Origin of the sequence: Acrocarpospora corrugata, assembly GCF_009687845.1 — a bacterium.
Lineage (GTDB): Bacteria > Actinomycetota > Actinomycetes > Streptosporangiales > Streptosporangiaceae > Acrocarpospora > Acrocarpospora corrugata.
The window spans coordinates 65787-82649 of sequence record NZ_BLAD01000069.1 but is presented as its reverse complement, the minus strand read 5'-3'; the positions used below and the strand labels follow the sequence as shown (position 1 = coordinate 82649).

Annotated in this window: 19 protein-coding genes; 4 read left to right on the top strand and 15 right to left on the bottom strand. The window is 68.9% G+C overall.

Annotation, left to right across the window (positions count from 1 at the left end; all coding sequences use genetic code 11):
* Positions 1–2: 2 nt before the first annotated feature.
* From Acor_RS27610 to Acor_RS27590, 5 genes are all read right to left on the bottom strand, one after another.
* A complete protein-coding gene (locus tag Acor_RS27610) occupies positions 3–1211 on the bottom strand; it encodes an RNA polymerase sigma factor (protein ID WP_155339678.1) in 1209 nt (402 codons plus the stop codon).
* Positions 1212–1403: 192 nt separating this feature from the next.
* Complete coding sequence (locus Acor_RS27605; protein WP_155339677.1) at positions 1404–2165, bottom strand: tetratricopeptide repeat protein; 762 nt, start codon at positions 2163–2165, stop codon at positions 1404–1406.
* A 376-nt stretch (positions 2166–2541) separates the two neighbouring features.
* On the bottom strand, positions 2542–2889 hold the full coding sequence (locus Acor_RS27600; protein WP_155339676.1) for a hypothetical protein: 348 nt from the start codon (positions 2887–2889) through the stop codon (positions 2542–2544).
* Positions 2889–3221: a hypothetical protein gene (locus tag Acor_RS27595; protein WP_155339675.1), complete on the bottom strand. Its 333-nt coding sequence runs from the start codon at positions 3219–3221 to the stop codon at positions 2889–2891. The genes Acor_RS27600 and Acor_RS27595 overlap by 1 nt, the downstream gene beginning before the upstream one ends.
* Before the next feature lie 91 nt (positions 3222–3312).
* Positions 3313–4326: a questin oxidase family protein gene (locus Acor_RS27590; RefSeq protein ID WP_155339674.1), complete on the bottom strand. Its 1014-nt coding sequence runs from the start codon at positions 4324–4326 to the stop codon at positions 3313–3315.
* A gap of 51 nt (positions 4327–4377) precedes the next feature.
* On the opposite strand from Acor_RS27590, the gene Acor_RS27585 reads away from it, so the two are divergent.
* Positions 4378–4665, top strand: coding sequence for an ArsR/SmtB family transcription factor (locus Acor_RS27585; protein ID WP_155339696.1), 288 nt, complete (start codon positions 4378–4380; stop codon positions 4663–4665).
* A 51-nt stretch (positions 4666–4716) separates the two neighbouring features.
* On the opposite strand, the gene Acor_RS27580 is transcribed toward Acor_RS27585, so the two are convergent.
* Together Acor_RS27580 and Acor_RS27575 are read right to left on the bottom strand one after the other, a co-directional pair.
* Positions 4717–5124 carry a nuclear transport factor 2 family protein gene (locus tag Acor_RS27580; RefSeq protein ID WP_155339673.1) on the bottom strand — a complete coding sequence of 136 codons (408 nt, stop codon included), beginning with the start codon at positions 5122–5124 and terminating at the stop codon, positions 4717–4719.
* Between the two features lie 106 nt (positions 5125–5230).
* Positions 5231–6388, bottom strand: a complete 1158-nt coding sequence (locus Acor_RS27575) for an erythromycin esterase family protein (protein ID WP_155339672.1) — start codon at positions 6386–6388, stop codon at positions 5231–5233.
* 90 nt (positions 6389–6478) lie between these two features.
* Between Acor_RS27575 and Acor_RS27570 the strand changes: the two genes are divergently transcribed.
* On the top strand, positions 6479–7162 hold the full coding sequence (locus Acor_RS27570; RefSeq protein WP_155339671.1) for a TioE family transcriptional regulator: 684 nt from the start codon (positions 6479–6481) through the stop codon (positions 7160–7162).
* Between the two features lie 22 nt (positions 7163–7184).
* Here Acor_RS27570 and Acor_RS27565 read toward each other — a convergent pair whose 3' ends face one another.
* Positions 7185–8378, bottom strand: a complete 1194-nt coding sequence (locus Acor_RS27565; protein WP_155339670.1) for an FAD-dependent monooxygenase — start codon at positions 8376–8378, stop codon at positions 7185–7187.
* 84 nt (positions 8379–8462) lie between these two features.
* On the opposite strand from Acor_RS27565, the gene Acor_RS27560 reads away from it, so the two are divergent.
* Positions 8463–9083: a TetR/AcrR family transcriptional regulator gene (locus Acor_RS27560; RefSeq protein WP_155339669.1), complete on the top strand. Its 621-nt coding sequence runs from the start codon at positions 8463–8465 to the stop codon at positions 9081–9083.
* On the opposite strand, the gene Acor_RS27555 is transcribed toward Acor_RS27560, so the two are convergent.
* From Acor_RS27555 to Acor_RS27535, 5 genes are all read right to left on the bottom strand, one after another.
* Positions 9045–9182, bottom strand: coding sequence for a hypothetical protein (locus tag Acor_RS27555; RefSeq protein ID WP_155339668.1), 138 nt, complete (start codon positions 9180–9182; stop codon positions 9045–9047). The two genes, Acor_RS27560 and Acor_RS27555, sit on opposite strands and share 39 nt — an antisense overlap.
* Complete coding sequence (locus Acor_RS27550) at positions 9179–9907, bottom strand: hypothetical protein (RefSeq protein WP_155339667.1); 729 nt, start codon at positions 9905–9907, stop codon at positions 9179–9181. The genes Acor_RS27555 and Acor_RS27550 overlap by 4 nt, the downstream gene beginning before the upstream one ends.
* Before the next feature lie 96 nt (positions 9908–10003).
* Positions 10004–12124: a hypothetical protein gene (locus Acor_RS27545; protein WP_155339666.1), complete on the bottom strand. Its 2121-nt coding sequence runs from the start codon at positions 12122–12124 to the stop codon at positions 10004–10006.
* Between the two features lie 89 nt (positions 12125–12213).
* Positions 12214–12627, bottom strand: coding sequence for an SRPBCC domain-containing protein (locus Acor_RS27540; protein WP_155339665.1), 414 nt, complete (start codon positions 12625–12627; stop codon positions 12214–12216).
* Between the two features lie 29 nt (positions 12628–12656).
* Positions 12657–12953, bottom strand: a complete 297-nt coding sequence (locus Acor_RS27535; protein WP_155339664.1) for a hypothetical protein — start codon at positions 12951–12953, stop codon at positions 12657–12659.
* Positions 12954–13056: 103 nt separating this feature from the next.
* Here Acor_RS27535 and Acor_RS27530 point away from each other — a divergent pair, with 103 nt between their 5' ends.
* Entirely contained in the window at positions 13057–13731 is a 675-nt protein-coding gene (locus Acor_RS27530; protein ID WP_155339663.1) for a winged helix-turn-helix transcriptional regulator, read from the top strand.
* A gap of 11 nt (positions 13732–13742) precedes the next feature.
* Here Acor_RS27530 and Acor_RS27525 read toward each other — a convergent pair whose 3' ends face one another.
* Positions 13743–16706 (bottom strand): hypothetical protein, encoded by a 2964-nt coding sequence (locus tag Acor_RS27525; RefSeq protein ID WP_170317109.1) that lies wholly within the window; start codon positions 16704–16706, stop codon positions 13743–13745.
* A complete protein-coding gene (locus Acor_RS27520) occupies positions 16703–16843 on the bottom strand; it encodes a hypothetical protein (RefSeq protein WP_155339661.1) in 141 nt (46 codons plus the stop codon). The genes Acor_RS27525 and Acor_RS27520 overlap by 4 nt, the downstream gene beginning before the upstream one ends.
* Between the last annotated feature and the right edge of the window lie 20 nt (positions 16844–16863).

The following is a 16863-nucleotide window of genomic DNA, read 5'->3' as shown; positions in this document are numbered from 1 at the left end:
TCTCACAGCCGGCGCCTGAGCTCACCCACCCGACGCGACATCAGCTCCCGTTCGGCCGGGTTCGTCGCCAGCTCCAGAGCGCGCTCCGCCGCCGTCAGCGCCTCGGCCGGACGGTCGAGCGTGGCCAGCAGGTCGGCCTGGGCGGCGTGCCACAGGTGGTAGCCGGCAAGCCGGTCCCCGAGCGCGTCCACCTCATCCAGCGCCGGGGCCGGGCCCACCGCGAACCGCGTGGCCACTGCCCGGTTCAGCAGCACTACCGGCGACGGGTCCAACGCGTACAGCCGGTCGTACAGAGCCCGCACGTCGGCCCAGTTCGTGGCCTGGTACGAGGCGGCCAGGGCGTGTAGCGCGGCGATGCCGGCCTGCAGCTGGTACGGCCCGGGCCGGCCCTGGCGCACCGCCGCCCGCAGCCGCAGCGCCGCCTGTTCGATCGCCGCCTTGTCCCACAGCCGCCGGTCCTGCTGTTCGAGCAGGACGATGCGGCCCCACGAGTCGAACCGCGCGGCGGCGCGGGCGTGGTGCAGTTCGAGCAACGCGGCCAGGCCGGCGGCCTCCGGCTCATGGGGCAGCAGCGCGGCGAGCTGGCGTGCCAGCTCGACCCCCTCGCGGGCCAGTTCGCGCCGCTGGGCGGACCGGCCGCTGGACAGGTACCCCTCGTTGAACACGAGGTAGATCACCGCGAGCACGGCCGGTAGCCGGTCGGCGTACTCATGCGGCTGTGGCGCCTCGAACCGGATGCCGCGCTCCCGCAGCCGGCGCTTGGCCCGGGAAAGCCGCTGCGCCATCGTCGGCAGCGGCACCAGGAACGCGGCGGCGATCTCGGCCGTGCGCAGGCCGCTGGCGGCGTACAGCGTGAGCGCGACCAGGGCCGGCTCGGCGAGGTCTGGATGGCAGCACGCGAAAACCATGGCCAGCCGATCGTCCACGCCCGGTTCCTGCGGCGGTTCCGCGGCCACCTGTGCCACCTTCTTGCGGCCGACGGCGTCGCGGCGCAGCCGGTCCAGCGCCTTGCGCCAGCCCGTGGTGACCAGCCAACCGGTGGGGCTCTCCGGCACGCCCTCATCGGGCCAGCGCTTGAGCGCCTCGGCCAGCGCGTCCGACAGCGCCTCCTCGGCCCAGCCGAAGTCGCCGAGCCGCCGGCTGAGCGCGCCGAGCATGCCGGCCGCGTCCGTCCGCCAGATCCGGTCCAGCAGTTCCGCTACGTCATCCACCGCACCAGGGTGCAATACCTGCGGGACCGAGGCATCCCCTTCCGTTTCGCGCGAGCTCCGAGGCGGGCGGCCAATCCCAGCGTCTTCCCAGGTAGCCCCCTGAAAGCTAAGACTCGACCTCGGGAGGCAGTGCCTGAGCCAGTGAGCGGAGGTTGGCGGCCTCGCTGTCGCTGTCGCCGGCCTGCTTGAAGATCACGTCCGCCGCCCGGAACGCGGCACCGCCTCCTCGGCCCGGCCCAGCCGCGCGAGGGACAGGCCCAGGTGATTTAGGGCGTAGCCCTCATCTTCGGCACCGCGCAGAAGCTCTACGGCGTGGGCGAGGACGGCCGCCGCTTGGGCGTGGTCCTCCACCGTCATCAGCAGCACGCCCGCCTCCAAGGCGGCCGACGCCTCTTCCGCCTCCTCCCCGCAGGTATGGAACGCCTCCACGGCGGCTTGCAGGCAGCCGGCCGCCTCACGGGGCGCGCCGAGCTTCTTGTAGACGTAGGCGAGGTTGCGCAGGCTGTCGCCCTCGTCGTAGCGGCGGCCGAGCTCGCGCCGCAGCCGGACGGCGGTCCCGTACGCGTCGCGGGCCTGTTCGAAGCGTCCCAGGCTGCACAGCGTGTAGCCCATGTTGTGTAAGGCGAAGGACCGGCCCTGGCGGTCGCCCATGTCACCAAACATCGCCTCCGCCCGGCGCAAATACTTCAGGCTGTCCTTGAGGTGGCCCAGGTTGTCCATGACGTTGCCGAGCCCGATGAGCGCCACGGCCTGCCCGTGAACGTCGCCCAGCCGCTCCCGGATCTCCAGGTCGTCGCGGTGGGCGGCGGCGCTCTCCACGAAGCGTCCCAGGTCCCTCAGGGCAAAACCGAGATTGTTGTACGCGCGGGCCTGGGTGGGCAGGTCCCCCGCGTTCCCGCTGACCTGGATCGCCTGACCACAGACTTCGACCGACTCCTCGCCCCGGCGCAGCATCTGCAGGGCCAGGCCCCAGGTTGGTCAGGGCGCGGCCCTCGCCGACCCGGTCCGCCAGTCGTCGGGAGGCGTCGACCGCGTCGGCGCAGAGTGTGGCCAGCGCGGTGTAGCGGCGGCGGATCACCAGGTAGTTGACCAGCTTGCGGGCCAGATCCCGGGTGACCGGCAGCCGCTTGCCGCCGCGCACGGCGGCGTACAGGTTGGGATATTCGAGGTTCAGCCACGCCAGCGCAGCAGCCAGGTCGGGGAATCCCCCGGCGGCGGGGTCGGCGACCGTCGGGTCCAGGTGCTGGTTCGCACCCGAGGTTGCCTCCAGGTAGTGGTCCAGGATGTGGGTGGGCGCGGCCTCTTTGTCCGGGCCTTCGGAGATGGCGGATCAGGTCATGCATGCGCCAGCGGCCGTAGGCGCTGCCCGGCTCGACCAGGTGCGCGCGGGCAAGCGACTGCAGAGTGCGGCGAACCTGGGGCTCCGGCAGGCCCACCAGGGCGGCCGCCGCGGCCGTGGACAGCCCGGGACCCGGGTCGCCGACGCCGCGCCCGGGTCCCACAACCCCAGCAAGGCCCGCATGCCCTCCTGCCGGCCGACGAATCCGGGCGCCTCGGGCGGCAACCCGCTCAGCGCCGGCGGCACCTCGGCAGGCAACTGCACGGTGATGTCACGGCCCTGCACCACCGAGGCCAGGAACACCCCGCCCTGGATCTGGTTGCGGACCTGCTCGGCCATCACACGTCGCCGCCCAGGTCATGGCGGACCTGGCCGAATTCGCGGCCCTGGATCACCGGGCCGTGAAAGGTGCCGCCGCTGATCTCGTTGTGTACCCCGTCCCGCTGCTCGGGTTCCGCCGCGCCAGGCGTCTGCGCCTGTTCCCGGCTGGTACGGGAGACGATTGTCCCGTAACACGTCAATGCCAGCCCGACCAGGCCGAGGAACGCGCTCAGCACGCTGGCCCACTGGTCAGCCTCGGCCAGATCGACTTGGGTGAGGTAGAGCGCCATCCCGACTACGGCGACGACGAGAATGCCGACGCCCAGCCATTTCACAGCACGTCCTGACATGGTTCCATCATCCGTCATTGGAAGAGCACGCGCTGTGAATTCGGGCTACGCCCGGCGGGCGTTCCAGGTGTTCCTCAACCCCGGTACGCGTTTACGTGCCCAGGACTTCGATCGCGCGGGCCGCGACGTGAAGGAAGACCGGGTCTTCGGTGATGGCGTGCCGGCGGAGTGCCGCCTCGGTCAGCTTGATCGCGTGTTCCTCTCCCGTCTCCGCGGCCCGCCCGGCGAGTTCGTCGGGGGCGGGTGGGTCGGCCGAGGGTGGGGGCTCCACGGCGCCCTGGTAGGCGTAGCCGCTGTACAGGGCGGCCGACATCTGCCAGACCCGGTCGTAGGTGGGGCGCCATGTCTCCTGCGGGAGAAGGTGGAGGATCGAGGAGACGGCTACGGGCATGGTCACCGCGTGGGTGAAGGCGATCGGCGCGTGCCGGGCATGCGCGAGGAACACCCCGGAAAACACCCGCGACAGTTCGGACAGGTCGGCCTGGACGTCTGAGGGCGGACGTAACGCGGAGACGGCGTTCGCGAACTCCGGCAGGTCTTTCAGGTTGCCGAGATGGGCAACGATGCGGCCCTTGGGGGCCAGTTCCAGGATGGGCAGTACGGCGGCCGCCTGTTCCATCGTCCGCACTCCAGTGGTGAGCGGCCTGCCGGGAAGCTCGGCATAGGCGGCGGCCCAGTAGGCCAGGGCATGGGCCAGCTCCGCCTGTCTCGGGTCGGTCTCCTGGTCGGCGACGGCTCGTACCGCGTGTGCCGTACGGATCACGCCGTGGGTGGCGCCGGCCGCCAGCCCGGGGCTGAGCCGGGGCCACCACAGGGCCAGCACGTCACGCCAGGAGGATTCGGTCAGCGCGGCCGTGAAGTACGCGGTCCAGTCGCCGATCCTGCGCTTGTCACCGAGCGCGTCCCGCCAGTCGGTGATCCGATCCCGGGTGCCCGGTTGGTCGTCAAGCTTGGGCAGGTACGCGGAGATCCACCCTGGCACCATCTCCGGTGCGCCCAGCCGCACCAGGGCCTCGGCCACCATGGGGCCGTGGTTGGACAGTCCGCCGTCGAACTCGGGACCGGTTTCTGCCAGTCGTACGAGTGCTTCGTCCAAGTGATCCATATCGCCTCTTCGCTATATAGAAGACTCACTATATAGCGAAGAGGCGATATGATGTCCAGTGTGGAGATCGAGGTTCTGCGGGCGCTCGCCCATCCGGTACGGCTCGGCATCGTGCGCAAACTGGCCGTCGTGCCCGACATCTGCGCATGCGACTTCACCGACGAGTTCGAGGTGAGCCAGCCGACGATCTCGGCGCATCTCAAGGTGCTGCGCGAAGCGGGCCTGGTCACCACGAAACGGCGGGGCACCACCATCTGTTATTCACTGGTCCGCGAGCCGCTGGGCGCACTCGCCGCCGATCTGGGAGCACTGTCCGTCGGAGAAGGGGCCCTGGCCTGACACCGCTCCGCACCGAGATGTCGCGGACTCACCCACCGGGATCGGAAGGGCCTACTGGTCGCGGACCGGAATCGGCTCGGCCAGGGCAGCGCGGCCGGGAGGCGCGGGGAAGGGGTCGGCGAAGTACTGGGTCTCGTGGGTTACGAGGCCATCGGTGAACTCCATGACGCTGAGCGAGTAGGTGGGGACGCCGTCATAGGTCATCACGCACTCGCTCACCCAGAGGTCGCCGCCGCCCAGGATCCGGCGGATGGTGAAGTGGCGTTCGGCGGGGTGCCCGCCGCGTTGCGCCTGGATCCTTGAGCGGCCTTTGAAGCGCTCGCCCGACTGCGGGTAGTCCAGGATCGCGTGCGCAGCGTAGATCGCGTGCTCAGCGTCGACGTCCCCGCGTTCGGAGGCTTCCCAGTGACGCTGGAGCCGAGCCCGGGTATCGGCTTCAGGATCACTGGCGCTGTTCACTCGTTAGCCCCTCATGACCAGGAGGAATGTCGCTGACTCGCACGGCAGATGTTACCCGAGGGGTCTCCAGGCAGTTCTGAGGATTGATGCGTGCGCGTGTCGGCTGTCAATCCAGCCTGACAGCCTGCTTGAGGAAGACGACGCCATCGATCAGGTCGAGCTGGGCCGGGTCCAGCGGGAAATAGCGGAAATCCTGGGAGACGCGCGGGGCGGGCTTCGTGATGGCCTCGGCCAGGCGGCGGGCGTCGATGAGCGAGTGGTCCCACGGGAGTGCCGACAGAATGCCCTCGACGGTGTCCGGGGGCGGGACGTCGGCGCCGACCGTGCCGAGGGCCGAGGCCAGGAAGGCGTACCGGTCACCCAAATGCGTTCCGGTGATCGCCCCCGCGCTCCACCACTCCAGCGTCTGGTCGCCGAACCGCATGAAGCTCTGGTTCCGCTGCAGGTGGAGGTTGTGGGCGAAGACCAGGGCGGGGCCCTGCTCGGCGACGGCGCGCAGGTTGGCGGCCATCATCGCGTCCCGCTGGGCCGACAGCCGGGTCCACCGTGCCGGCGACGTGTCGGCCATCCAGGAGTGGTAGCGGAGCAGGCCGACGGCGGTACGCCCGTACAGTGCCGCCCGCTCACGGTCTTTCGCGCTCAGCCGCGGCGCCTGAGTGTCGAGCAGCGCCACCAGGTCGTCGGCGAGCAGCCGCAGCCGCTGGGCGTCGGCGGACTGGCCGATCGACTGGGACGGATCCATGGCCGTGGCCTCGTTCGCCCACCGGTCGTCCGGGCCGAGCAGTTCGTCGAGGGTTTCCCCGGTGCAGGGGAGCGGGCCGTCGAGGAAGGTGCAGAGGGCGGTGAGCGCCTGGCGCGGGCTCTCGGCCCAGTACTCCAGCGGGCCGTCGAAGCCGTAGAACCGGAGCTTTTCGTCATGTTCCTCGTTGTACGCGCGCATCCAGCGCACAAGCTCGCGGTTGCCCGGCGACGCGCCGAAGCCGTGGCTGAAGCCGCGTTCCATGACGTCATCGAGCGTGCCCGCGCCCATCGTGACGTAGTCGTCCACCACGACGCCCCGCAGACAGTCGCTCTCGACGGCGAACGACCGGTAGCCCTCGTGCTCGACCAGATGCCGGAAGATCTCGTTGCGCAACTCGCCCAGCTCCCCCACGAAGTGCCTGGCCTCGCCCAGGCCGAGCAGCAGAGGCTTGGCGGGAAGCGACCGGAGGAACGCCGAGACTCCCGCGCCATCGAGCTGCCGGGCCGTGTTCTTGATTTCCATACCTTCAACGGTATCGTTGAACTTTCGATGTAAACTTTGCCGTGAAATCCCTGCTTTTCTCGCGACAGACCTTCAATCGGTGGTGCATCCATGAGGCCGGTGGACCTGGCGCGCGAGCACGGCCTGTCCACTCAGGCGATCAGGAACTACGAGGAGGCCGGCATCCTGCCCGCCGCCGAACGCACCGTCCACGGCTATCGCACCTACACGCCGCTGCACGCGCAAGCCCTGCGCGCGTTCCTCGCCCTCCTGCCCGGGCACGGCCACCAGACGGCCACCTCGATCATGCAGGCGGTCAACCGGGGTGCCACCGAGGACGCGCTGCTGCTCATCGACGAGAGCCACGGCCAGCTCCTCGACGACCGCCGCATCCTCCAGGCCGTCGAAGCCGCGCTCCGCGATCTGGCGCCCGTGCCGCAGGAGCGCGGCGACACGTTCATCGGCCCCCTGGCCAGGAGGCTCGGCCTCCGCCCTGCCACCCTGCGCAAATGGGAGAACGCCGGGCTGGTCCGGCCGCGCCGCGATCCGCAGACGGGCTACCGGATCTACAGTTCGGCCGACGTACGGGATGTCCGGCTGGCCCATCAGCTCAGGCGGGGCGGCTACCTGCTGGAGCAGATCGCCCCGCTGATCGCTCAGGTCCGCTCCGCCGGAGGCGTCGCCCCGCTGGAGTCGACCCTGCGCGACTGGCAGACCCGCCTGTCCGGCCGGGGCCGCGCCATGCTCAAGGGCGCCGCCGACCTGGACGCGTATCTCCGAGCCCGCCAGCCCTGAGGCCGATTCTTGCCGGAGCTTCCTAGTAGTCCTTGAGCGTGATCGCGGTCGCGGCCTTGCGGATCGGCTCGGTGATCTGCTTGATCATTCTGTTCTTCCCCGGCAGATGCGGCATCAGTCGCAGCATGAACATCTGGAACCGGATCTGTCCCGCCGTTTTCAGCACCATGCCCTTGAGGTTGTTCGCGGCGAGCTTCTGGTTCTCCTCGACGAAGTGGCGCAGGTCGCTCTCGTACGCGGCGAACCCGGCCCGATGGTCGCCCCCCGCGGCGGCGAGGGAGCCCGCCAGGACGTAGGCGCCGACCAGAGCCAGGCTGGTGCCCTGGCCGGAGGCGGGTGAGGGCCCGTACGCGGCGTCACCGACGAGGACCACCCGGCCGGAGGACCAGCCATCCATGCGCACCTGGCTGATCGAGTCGAGATAGAAGTCCGGCGCGTCCGCCATGGCGTCGAGGAGCCTCGGGACCTCCCAGCCCTGGCCGGCGAACACCTCGGCGAGCAGCTTCTTCTGCTGGGCGACGTCCCGGCGGTCGTAAGCGAGCGGAGCCGAAGAGAAGAGGAACATCGCCTTGGCGTCGGCGCTCTGCCGGGTGCTGTACATCCCCATGCTCTTGCCCGGGGCCGGGTGCATCATCTCGGTACGGTCGAGACCGAGATGGTTCGGAACCGTGAAAATCGAGATGTAGTGCCCCAGGTCATGAATGAACGGGGACTCCTCACCGAAGGCCAGCGCCCGGACATTGGAGTGCAGCCCGTCGGCGCCCACCACGAGGTCGAACATCCGCGGGGGACTGTTCTCGAAGGTGACCCGTACCCCGTCGGCCGTCTCCTCCAGCGCGGTGATGGAGTCGTCGAAGACGTACTCGACGTCGTTCTTGGTCGCGTCATACAGGATCCGGGCCAGGTCCCCGCGCATGATCTCGACGTCGTCACCCTCACGGCCGCCGAACAGCTGGGCGCTCATGGTCCCCACCTGCTTGCCGTTCACGTCGACGAACCGCGCGATCCGCATGTCGGTGCCGCACCGCTCCACCTCGTCCCGAAGCCCCATGCGTTCGACGACCTCAAGGGCAGCCCCTCGAATGTCGATCTTGTAGCCGCCGTCCCTCAGTGCGGGCGCGCGCTCCACGACGGTCGGGTTGAACCCGTACTTCCGCAACCAGAAGGCCAGCGCCGGCCCGGCGACGCTCCCACCGGAGATCAGGATGTCTGCCATGCCACCGACTGTACAAACGTCTCAATCGTTTGTCTAGGACGTTTGTCCAAGACATTTGTACTGCTATCCGCTAGGCTTGTGAGCATGGGAAATCGGGAAGATCTGCTCGCCGGAGCGAAGCGCTGCCTGATGGAGAAGGGATACGCGGGAACCACCGCTCGCGATATCGCCGCCGCGTCGGGCACCAGCCTCGCCTCCATCGGCTACCACTTCAGATCGACGAAGGCGCTGCTCAACGCGGCCCTCATCGAGGCGATGGAGGAATGGGGCACGGAGATCGAGCGCGCCCTCGTCGCCGAGGCGCCACCCGGCGCGACCCCCCTGCAGCGGTTCGAGGCGACCTGGGCGCGGATCATCGAGTCCTACATCACGCTCAGACCCCTCTGGGCGATCCAGTTCGAGCTCATCGCGCAGATGGACCGCCTGCCGGAACTGCGCGAGTCCTTCGCGGGCGCGAACCGGCAGGCCCGGCTGGGGCTGGCGGCGCTCTTGGAGAACCTGGACCCGGCCGCCGACGAGAAGAAGGCGATGGCCGTCGGCGCGTTCTACCAGGCGCTACTGGGCGGGCTGGCAACCCAGTGGCTGGTCGATCCGGAAAACGCCCCTTCCGCCCAGGACCTCGTCCAGGCGCTGCACACGATCACGGCCGGGCGGGGGCCTGACGGTCTAAACGGCGGTCTTGGTCACGTAGGTGACGAAGATTAGGCGGGTCGTGCCAATTCGGCCGGTGACCTCCCAGCAGCCTTCCGCCGGGAAGTAGAGGCCGGTGGCGGGCACGTCCGCGCGCAGGTTCGGGCCCCTCATTTCTCTATCTTGCCGGGGGGCGGGGGAACCAGGTTGACCTGCTTTCCCCAGAACGTGAAGACGATCTCGCTGTTTCTATTGGTATAGCCCAGGTCGTTCTCGGGGTCGGCCAGTTTGGTGACCAGGAGGGTCGGCAGGCCGACTTTGTTCGTGTGCATCATCCAGTTGACGGTCAACTCGGCTTCTCGCGCGTCGGGCCGGTTGGCGGTGTCGCCTCGATAGGACGGCGACACGGCGTACAACTTGCCGAGAGAGATGGTGCCCCGGTAGACGCCGCTCTGGAAATGCGTGGTCGTCGCGAGCACAGCCTTGAGCGTGGCGGGTTCGACAATCATCATCTGGGTGAGGAATGGACTGCGGCGGCCCGGCTTACTGGCGGTTCGACGCCAAGTCTTACCTTTGGTGACAGCTCCCCCGGACTGATAAGCGTAAGGCCCGATGGCGATCGTACGGATCCGCCCTGCCTGCGGCCCCGACTTGACCCTGACCTCATATCCGGCGACGCCGCCACGGTTGAACTGGAGCACACCCTCGATCCAGTCAATGTGCCGGGACAACTTGTGGTCGATGTACGTCCACCGCCGCTCCACGACTTTGACGCCATGCCCGCTGACCAATTGTTTCTTGAGCGCCGCAACGGGATCCGGCCGTCGCTCCGTCGCCGAGGCGGCTGCCGGTGTCAATACGACCGACATGGCCGTGACCAGAGGGACGAGCCATCGCATGGCCAAATCTCCTTACCGACAAGGCGACAGAGCGCCCCACGGTGCCGTAGTGATCAACAAGCGAAGGAGGAGCCTATCCATCAGGCCCGCACGCGGCTAGCGCTTCGGCGTCACGACGTGCACGCGCCTTTCCTTGTTCAGGACCGTCGCGCAAGGCAGTGCCCCCAGCAGGATCGCCGCCTTCCCGCTGGCCACCGTGTCCTCGTCGGACCGCGGGTCCCAGCGAGTCCACCCCCCGCCCGCCGAGGACGTCACCCAGACCTGCTGGTCGTAGCCGATGACCGCGACCAGGCAACCGGCGGGGTCGGGCATGGTGCCGACGGCGTCGCGGATGCGGGCGTCGGCGGGACGGCCGAGCGCCGTCCACCGCGGCGCCGCCCCGGGTGTCCACCGCAGGCTCCACGCCTGCCCGCTGGGCGAGCCGACGGCCACGATGTCCAGCGCGGAAGAGCCGGGGAGGACGTCGACGCCGATCCCGGCGGCGATCCTCTCGTTGGCGGTCGGGGTGCCCAGGTCGGTCCACCGGAACAGGTCGCCGTCGGGGACGTTGACCCAGAGGTGGCCGTCTCCGGTGACGGCGGCTGCCACCGGCAGCCGGCCCGTCGGCAGTACGGCCGCGCCCAGAACCGCGAAGATCAGCTGGCCCGCCGGGGTCTCCCGGTCGGTCCAGCGCCACTCGCCTCCGACCCGGGAGCGCATCCAGAGCCGCCCGTCGTCGGCCAGCACGTGCACGATCGGCTCCTCCCCCCGGGCCGCGACCGGCGGCACGCCGGTCTTGATCGACCGGCCGGCCGGAGCGCCGTGGTCGACCCAGGTCCAGCCGCCCGCGGCAGCCGTACTCGCCCATAACCGCCCGTCGCTGCCGACCACGAACGCCCAGGCGGGCTGCCGGCTTCCCCCGCGAATGGTGTGCACCCCGACACCTTTGGCGCAGGTGACGCCCGGGGCGGGTATGCCGTGATAAATCCAGGAACTGGAGGTGTCGTAGAAGCCCTCGGCCGGGTTTCCCCACACCCGGCAGTGCCACAGCCCGCCGTGCTCGTCGATGACGTGCGCCGCGATCGGGAGGTCCCAGGTCTCAGGCTCGGGCGCGTCCGTGTAGGAGCCGACCACCGAGACCACTGCGCCGGGGCAGCCGTGAGCTTCCCACCGCACGCCGCCGCTGTCGGATTCGAAGGTCCACAGGTCGGAGTCCCACGACACGCCGGTGCTCCACACCCGTCGCTGGCCGTCCACGGCGATCTCGTACGCGGCGGTCGGGCTGACCACCGCCGCGTCGCCCGGCGTCGTGCCGAGATCCCTCCAGGCGCCGGTCAGCGCACGCGTCCAGATGTTGTGGCCACTGCGGGCCACGACGACGGGCTCGTCACCGGGCTGAGGGTCGGGGCTCTTGGCCGCGAGTACGGCGGCGCCGACTCCGCCAGAGCCGGGCGGCGCCCCGAGTTCGGCCCACCGCCAGTCACGCCCCGAGCCGATGACCATGCTGATGGTGGTCGGATCTCCCGTGCCCAGGATGGCGCACGCCTGAAGCCGCCCGCCGCCGTCGCGGAAGCCGCCCGCCGAGACGACGACGATGTTCTGGCCGTTGGGCGCCGGCCCGCCCGGATCGACCCAGGTCCAGACCGAGTTCTCCAGCACGCCGATCCGGAGCAGGTTCTGGAAGGTCTCCCGGTCCTGGACCCGGGCGAAGATGTGCTGCAGCGCCGCCGCCCCTGGCGCGACGGACGCGAACGCCGTGTCCAGTTCCAGCGCGATCCAGTCGTCGTCGGACGTGATCCGGAACCAGATGCCGTCGGGGTCCACGCCCTGGCGCATCCACGGCCGCCCGGCCGCGCTGCCGACCACGAGCGTGTGCCGGAGTTGGCCGTTGGTGCTCGCGACGATCTCGCCACCCGCCACGATGGGGGGCGCACCCGGCTCCGGGGCCGGGCCGGCCAGGCCGATCCACTCCCCCGTCCGGTACAGCCAGGCTTTCAGGTCGCCGCCGAGCACCACCGGAAAGAGACCCTCAGCGGTGGTGATCAGGGCCGCGTCGAGCACCTCCTCGGCGGTCGGCGTCGCGCCGACACGCTCCCACCGCCACCCTCCGTCCGTACGCCGGCGAAGATAAAGGTGGCCGCCGGCGGTGCCGACGGCGATGACGGTGGCGTCGCGGGTCGCCCCCGCCCACCGGACCTCACCAGGACTGCCGAGTCCGGTCCACGCGACGGCCGCCATCAGGATCCCCCTGCGTGCCGAGAATATGAGACCGCCCGAGCCTCCCACCCAAGCCCGAGGACATCAATGGGGCTGGCCCGCCACCGCGTCTATTCGGCTTGCCGCTTGAGCCCTTCGGCGAACTGGCGGAATGACGGGCCCAGGTCGGGAATCGATTTGAAGATCAGGCCGGCCAGTGGTCCGGTGTATTCCTCGCGCATGGTGAACCGGGTTCCCGCGCCCTCGGGCACGAGCGTGTACGTGCGCCGCCCCGTGAACAGGCCGAATGGCATGCCGCCGGCGAACACCATCCGCTCGGGCGCGGTCAGTTCCACCACTTTGACGGGAAACGCACGGCCGGGGTTGGCCTCAACCGCGATGGACAGTTTCTCCCCCAGCGCGAGTCGGCCGTCGACCTTCGTGACACCCGAGTCCCAGCCGGGCCAGGCGGCGATGTCGGTGAGCAGGGTCCAGACTTTCTCAGGCGTCGCTCCGATGAGGGAGCTCGCTTCGTACGAGCGCATGTCGATTCCTACGTCCCGACCGGACCGGCTCAGGAGGTCCACCCGTACGAACCGACGATAGTCGCCGGACTGGGCGCCGGCGGTTCGACGCACCGCTGGGCCAGGTCGCGCTGGAACTCGGCGAACTCGGGCAGCGCCGCGAGCGGGTTGTCGCCTCCCTCATGATGCGCGACGTGCACGAAGGTGACGTCGTCGGCGAGGCGGTAGGCCGTGTACCGGAAGTCACTCGGCGCGATCTTGGCGAGCGCGGTGAAGACCTCCTCGATCAGGCGAGCGTTCTCCTCGGCCGCGTCGGGCCGGGTTCGGTAGCGGACGACCACGTTCATATGCGATCTCACATCCCAGTCAGAGGTTCACACAAAATCTAGCAGTAGACTTGCGTTTCGCAAGGGAAATTGCCTTTGTTAAGCGCAATGTTATGATCGCAGCATGTCTTCGCACGTCACGATGGCGCGCAGCTACGCCCAGCTGTGCGGCATCGCCACCGCCCTCGACGTGGTCGGTGACCGCTGGACGCTGCTGGTCCTGCGCGACCTGCTGCTCGGCCCGCTGCGGTTCGGCCACCTCGCCGAGGGGCTGCCGGGCATCGGCACCAACACGCTGACGGCCCGCCTCAAGCATCTGGAGGCGTTGGGCGTCCTCCATCGGCGGCTGCTGCCCCTGCCGGACCGAGCTACGGTGTACGAACTCACCGCGTACGGCCGCGAGCTTGAGCCGATCCTGCTGGCGTTGGGCCGGTGGGGGACCAAGAGCATGGGCAGCCTGCCCCCCGACGTCGCCTCCCGCTCGCGCTGGCTCGTCTCCGGGATGCTCGCCTTCCACGACGACACCCAGCGGGTCGCCCGGCCGACGACATGGGAACTACGCCTGAGCGACGGCCCTTTCACGGTCCGGGCCGAGGGCACAAGCCTCGCCATCACCGCCGGCGCACCCGACCACGCCGACCTCGTCCTCACCACCGACGACGAAACCCTGCACCAGCTCCTGACGCGCCGCCTCACCCCCGCCGAGGCGGTCACGACCGGCGCGGTCACCCTCGATGGCGACGCCTCCGGGCTGCCGCGCCTGATCAGGCTGTTCGCCTTTCCCACGCTGGAGGCGTGACTGGACGCCCTTTACGCGTGCTCGACGGGTGGCCATGTCCGATGCGAAGCCGCCACGACCACGTAGTTGTCGCCGGTGCTGGCCACCCGAAAGTCCCAGGCTCCCCCGGCGTTCTGGACCACGCAGTACAGGAACGGCTGTTCGACCCGCCGGATCCGCTGCGCGCAGGCGGCTGGGGTCTCCGATGCCTCGGCGAGAGCCGAGGCGTTCTGGTGCAGTACGGTCCACACGCCAAGGCTGTACGCGTCGAATCCGGGCACCGGCAGGATCCCGCCGAGAAGGGCGGCCGCTTGACCGGCGTCACCCGCGTACGCCGCGTCGATGAGCATCTCGACCGCGCGGGCGGCCTGCAGTTCATGGTGGAGCGGCCCGCCGCTGTCAGGAGCCATCGCGATGGGCAGCCTGACGTGGGGTACCTGTTCCTGAGCGCAGTCCACCCCCTGGAACCGTCCCGGCTGGCCGGTGTAGGCGCCGTTGTAGTTGACCATCCGCAGCGTCAGGTCACCCGAATCGAGGGCATAGTAGAAGGACGCCACACGCGCTCCGGATGGTTTCGCGGGATTGGTGATCGTCGTCACGAGCAGCCGCCTCGTTCCATCCGAGACACACCCGGTGTGATGCGCGTCGTGCGCGGGCGGAATCCCGAAGACCCTGCCCTGGTTGTGGCCGTCGCCGTAACGGATCGCCTGCAGGGCGCCCTCGCGAGTGAGGCCCACCAGCACCGCCGCGCCGCCCATGTCGACGCTGACCTGCTGTCGCGGCGAATCGTCCAACCGTCTGACGGCCGCCGAGAGCCGGCCCGCCCCCGGCAGGGAAGGCGACGCCAGAGCCCAGGCGCGGATGCGCCCGTCGGCCAGGTACGCGGCTCCGCCCATCGGAGCGCCGGCGTCACTCCACAGGACCAGCCGCTCAGGGACACGATCACCGTCTAGATCAGCGTCCACGGGCAGCAGGCAGGCGGGGAGCCTCACCGCGTTCACGGGAAGCGCGGCACCAGACGCCGGCGGAACGCAAGTCCCCACCGGAAGCGCCGACGCCTCCTCCCCCGTCATATAACTCGGCCACGAGACATATGCCGGATACGAGCCGACCTTCGACAGGCGGACAAGGCTGATGACCATTTCGACCGAGTTCGACACCAAGCCCACCACCTGCGCCGCCAGGTCTATGTACCCGAGAACGGGCAGTTTCTTGAGATAGCCGAAGGTCCTGCGCAGCCACCTGACCGCGTCCGTCCCTCCGGTCACCAAGGACGGCAAGAAGACGACGACGAACTTGGCCAGCAACTCCGGGTTCGTCAGAATCGTTTTCGCCATGTTCACGACGAACTCCAGATCGTTGCCCTCCGCGGCCGAGACATGCCCCGCGAGCTGGTCGAGCAGCACCTGCTTTTCCGGGCTGTCGATCGAGGACAGGTCGAGAACGACGTCACGATTCAGGACCATGCCGAGGACCGGCAGAACGGCGTAATTGAGAAACGTCAGCGCGTGACTGTACGCCTCAGGTCTCCTGATATCGAGTCCCGCCGGGACACCCGCCGCATCGCCCCAGGCGACCGAGTAGTAGCGCGGTGGTCCGGTGAACTTCGCACCGCCTGGGCGGATGATCTCAAACAGCTTCGCGACCTGACTTTCGGTGAGCGCGTCGGGATTCTGGCACGGCGCGAAAGATATGCCGAACCAGCCGAGCACTGTGCAACCCACCGCCTTCACGCCGCGCACCACCAACCGGCCGACATCGACGAGGATGGCCAAGGCGATCTTTTCGAGATTCGGCACAGAAATGACCTCCCCCGGCACCGCACCGAGCGGCTTGGCCGGAGGTTTTCCGCTTTCGTAGAAGAACGCCACTGCGGGACTTCGATTGACGACCCTGTTGGTGACGCCGTCGGAACACACAATGAACGGTGAGGTCCCCGCCGGGTTCGTGTCATTGAACCGCCACATGGGGAGATCACACGCTTCGATATCCGGTTCCCTCGTCACGGAGTGCGTCGCGGCGTCGCGGTTCGGCTCGCTCAGGGCGCCTCCGCGCGACTGGATCGCCGGGCACTCGGTGCTGGTCCCGGTCGTCGCCGGTCGCTCCCCGGAGTCGATCGCGGCCCTGATGTCCGCCATCCGCCCATCCAGCGCGCAGAGGAGTTTGGCCTGGGCTCTGAGTTCGGCGGGGGGTGGCGGCGTGCCGTCGGCGTCTGGGTTCAGGGCGATGCGCGTACACAACCGTTCGGCATGGTCGAGCAGCACCGACGACGTGGGCTCACTACGGGCCAGCGTGTTGATGAAACTGACCGACAGCGCGTCCGGCCTGGCCGCCCAGGGACTCAGCAGCGTCTGACCGATACTGGCCGCACCACAGTCCGCGACGAAACTCTGCGGGGTGAGACCCGGCAGCGACCAGACCGGTACGGTGGCGAACGGATTACCGGACTGGGTGAGGATTACCGCGAGGCCCCCGGTGTTCTGGGCGATGTCGATGTCAGCCCACGGATGCCCCGACGTTCCGGCGGCAGGTTCGGTGGACAGATCCTCGACCACACCGCCGACCATGATTTTGGCCGCGTGCTTGGTGGCCTCCCCCAGGTCGATGATTATCCTCCGGCGTTCCGTGGGAACCGCCACCAAGCCGCCCACCGAGGCAGCCGGCCCAAGGCCGTTCGCGGAGACGTCATTCGTGGAATCGCCACCCCCGTCGTTCCCTACGACCACGCCGAGGCCCGCGATGACCGCGAGCCCAAGCACGACCACGAGGATCCCTTTCGACCGGCGCCACCGCCAATCCTCCTTTTGGGAAGGCGGGGCTGGCCGCAGGGTTTCAAGATCTACGGGAGACAGAGAAGGGTTTTTGCGGCCATTTCCAGAGCCACCCGCCAATCCTTCCAGATGAAGTACGACGGTGGCCTGTTCGGATAACCTGGTTCGCCTCTTCCTGCGCGGCGAATCCCGTCTCATACGCCACCCTCCCTGCACACGACTCACCACTCAAACGCGCCAAATCCGGAAACCGTTCCTGCAATTCTCACACCAAGCTGAATGAGCTGAGATTTCCAACGCGCGATAAAGACGATCACACCACAGACGGACATACCGTTGCCTGCCGGCGGCACGACCGTCACGCTATTCTCCGATCTCATGA

What these genes read in the sequence shown, in the direction of transcription:
- Acor_RS27555 (WP_155339668.1), bottom strand. Translation starts at nt 9,182, where the DNA reads ATGAGGGGCCCGAACCTGCGCGCGGACGTGCCCGCCACCGGCCTCTAC.
- Acor_RS27560 (WP_155339669.1), top strand. Translation starts at nt 8,463, where the DNA reads ATGGGAAATCGGGAAGATCTGCTCGCCGGAGCGAAGCGCTGCCTGATG.
- Acor_RS27575 (WP_155339672.1), bottom strand. Translation starts at nt 6,388, where the DNA reads ATGGAAATCAAGAACACGGCCCGGCAGCTCGATGGCGCGGGAGTCTCG.
- Acor_RS27535 (WP_155339664.1), bottom strand. Translation starts at nt 12,953, where the DNA reads ATGAACGTGGTCGTCCGCTACCGAACCCGGCCCGACGCGGCCGAGGAG.
- Acor_RS27540 (WP_155339665.1), bottom strand. Translation starts at nt 12,627, where the DNA reads ATGCGCTCGTACGAAGCGAGCTCCCTCATCGGAGCGACGCCTGAGAAA.
- Acor_RS27530 (WP_155339663.1), top strand. Translation starts at nt 13,057, where the DNA reads ATGTCTTCGCACGTCACGATGGCGCGCAGCTACGCCCAGCTGTGCGGC.
- Acor_RS27595 (WP_155339675.1), bottom strand. Translation starts at nt 3,221, where the DNA reads ATGTCAGGACGTGCTGTGAAATGGCTGGGCGTCGGCATTCTCGTCGTC.
- Acor_RS27550 (WP_155339667.1), bottom strand. Translation starts at nt 9,907, where the DNA reads ATGCGATGGCTCGTCCCTCTGGTCACGGCCATGTCGGTCGTATTGACA.
- Acor_RS27585 (WP_155339696.1), top strand. Translation starts at nt 4,378, where the DNA reads ATGTCCAGTGTGGAGATCGAGGTTCTGCGGGCGCTCGCCCATCCGGTA.
- Acor_RS27570 (WP_155339671.1), top strand. Translation starts at nt 6,479, where the DNA reads ATGAGGCCGGTGGACCTGGCGCGCGAGCACGGCCTGTCCACTCAGGCG.
- Acor_RS27590 (WP_155339674.1), bottom strand. Translation starts at nt 4,326, where the DNA reads ATGGATCACTTGGACGAAGCACTCGTACGACTGGCAGAAACCGGTCCC.
- Acor_RS27545 (WP_155339666.1), bottom strand. Translation starts at nt 12,124, where the DNA reads ATGGCGGCCGTCGCGTGGACCGGACTCGGCAGTCCTGGTGAGGTCCGG.
- Acor_RS27600 (WP_155339676.1), bottom strand. Translation starts at nt 2,889, where the DNA reads ATGGCCGAGCAGGTCCGCAACCAGATCCAGGGCGGGGTGTTCCTGGCC.
- Acor_RS27605 (WP_155339677.1), bottom strand. Translation starts at nt 2,165, where the DNA reads ATGCTGCGCCGGGGCGAGGAGTCGGTCGAAGTCTGTGGTCAGGCGATC.
- Acor_RS27565 (WP_155339670.1), bottom strand. Translation starts at nt 8,378, where the DNA reads ATGGCAGACATCCTGATCTCCGGTGGGAGCGTCGCCGGGCCGGCGCTG.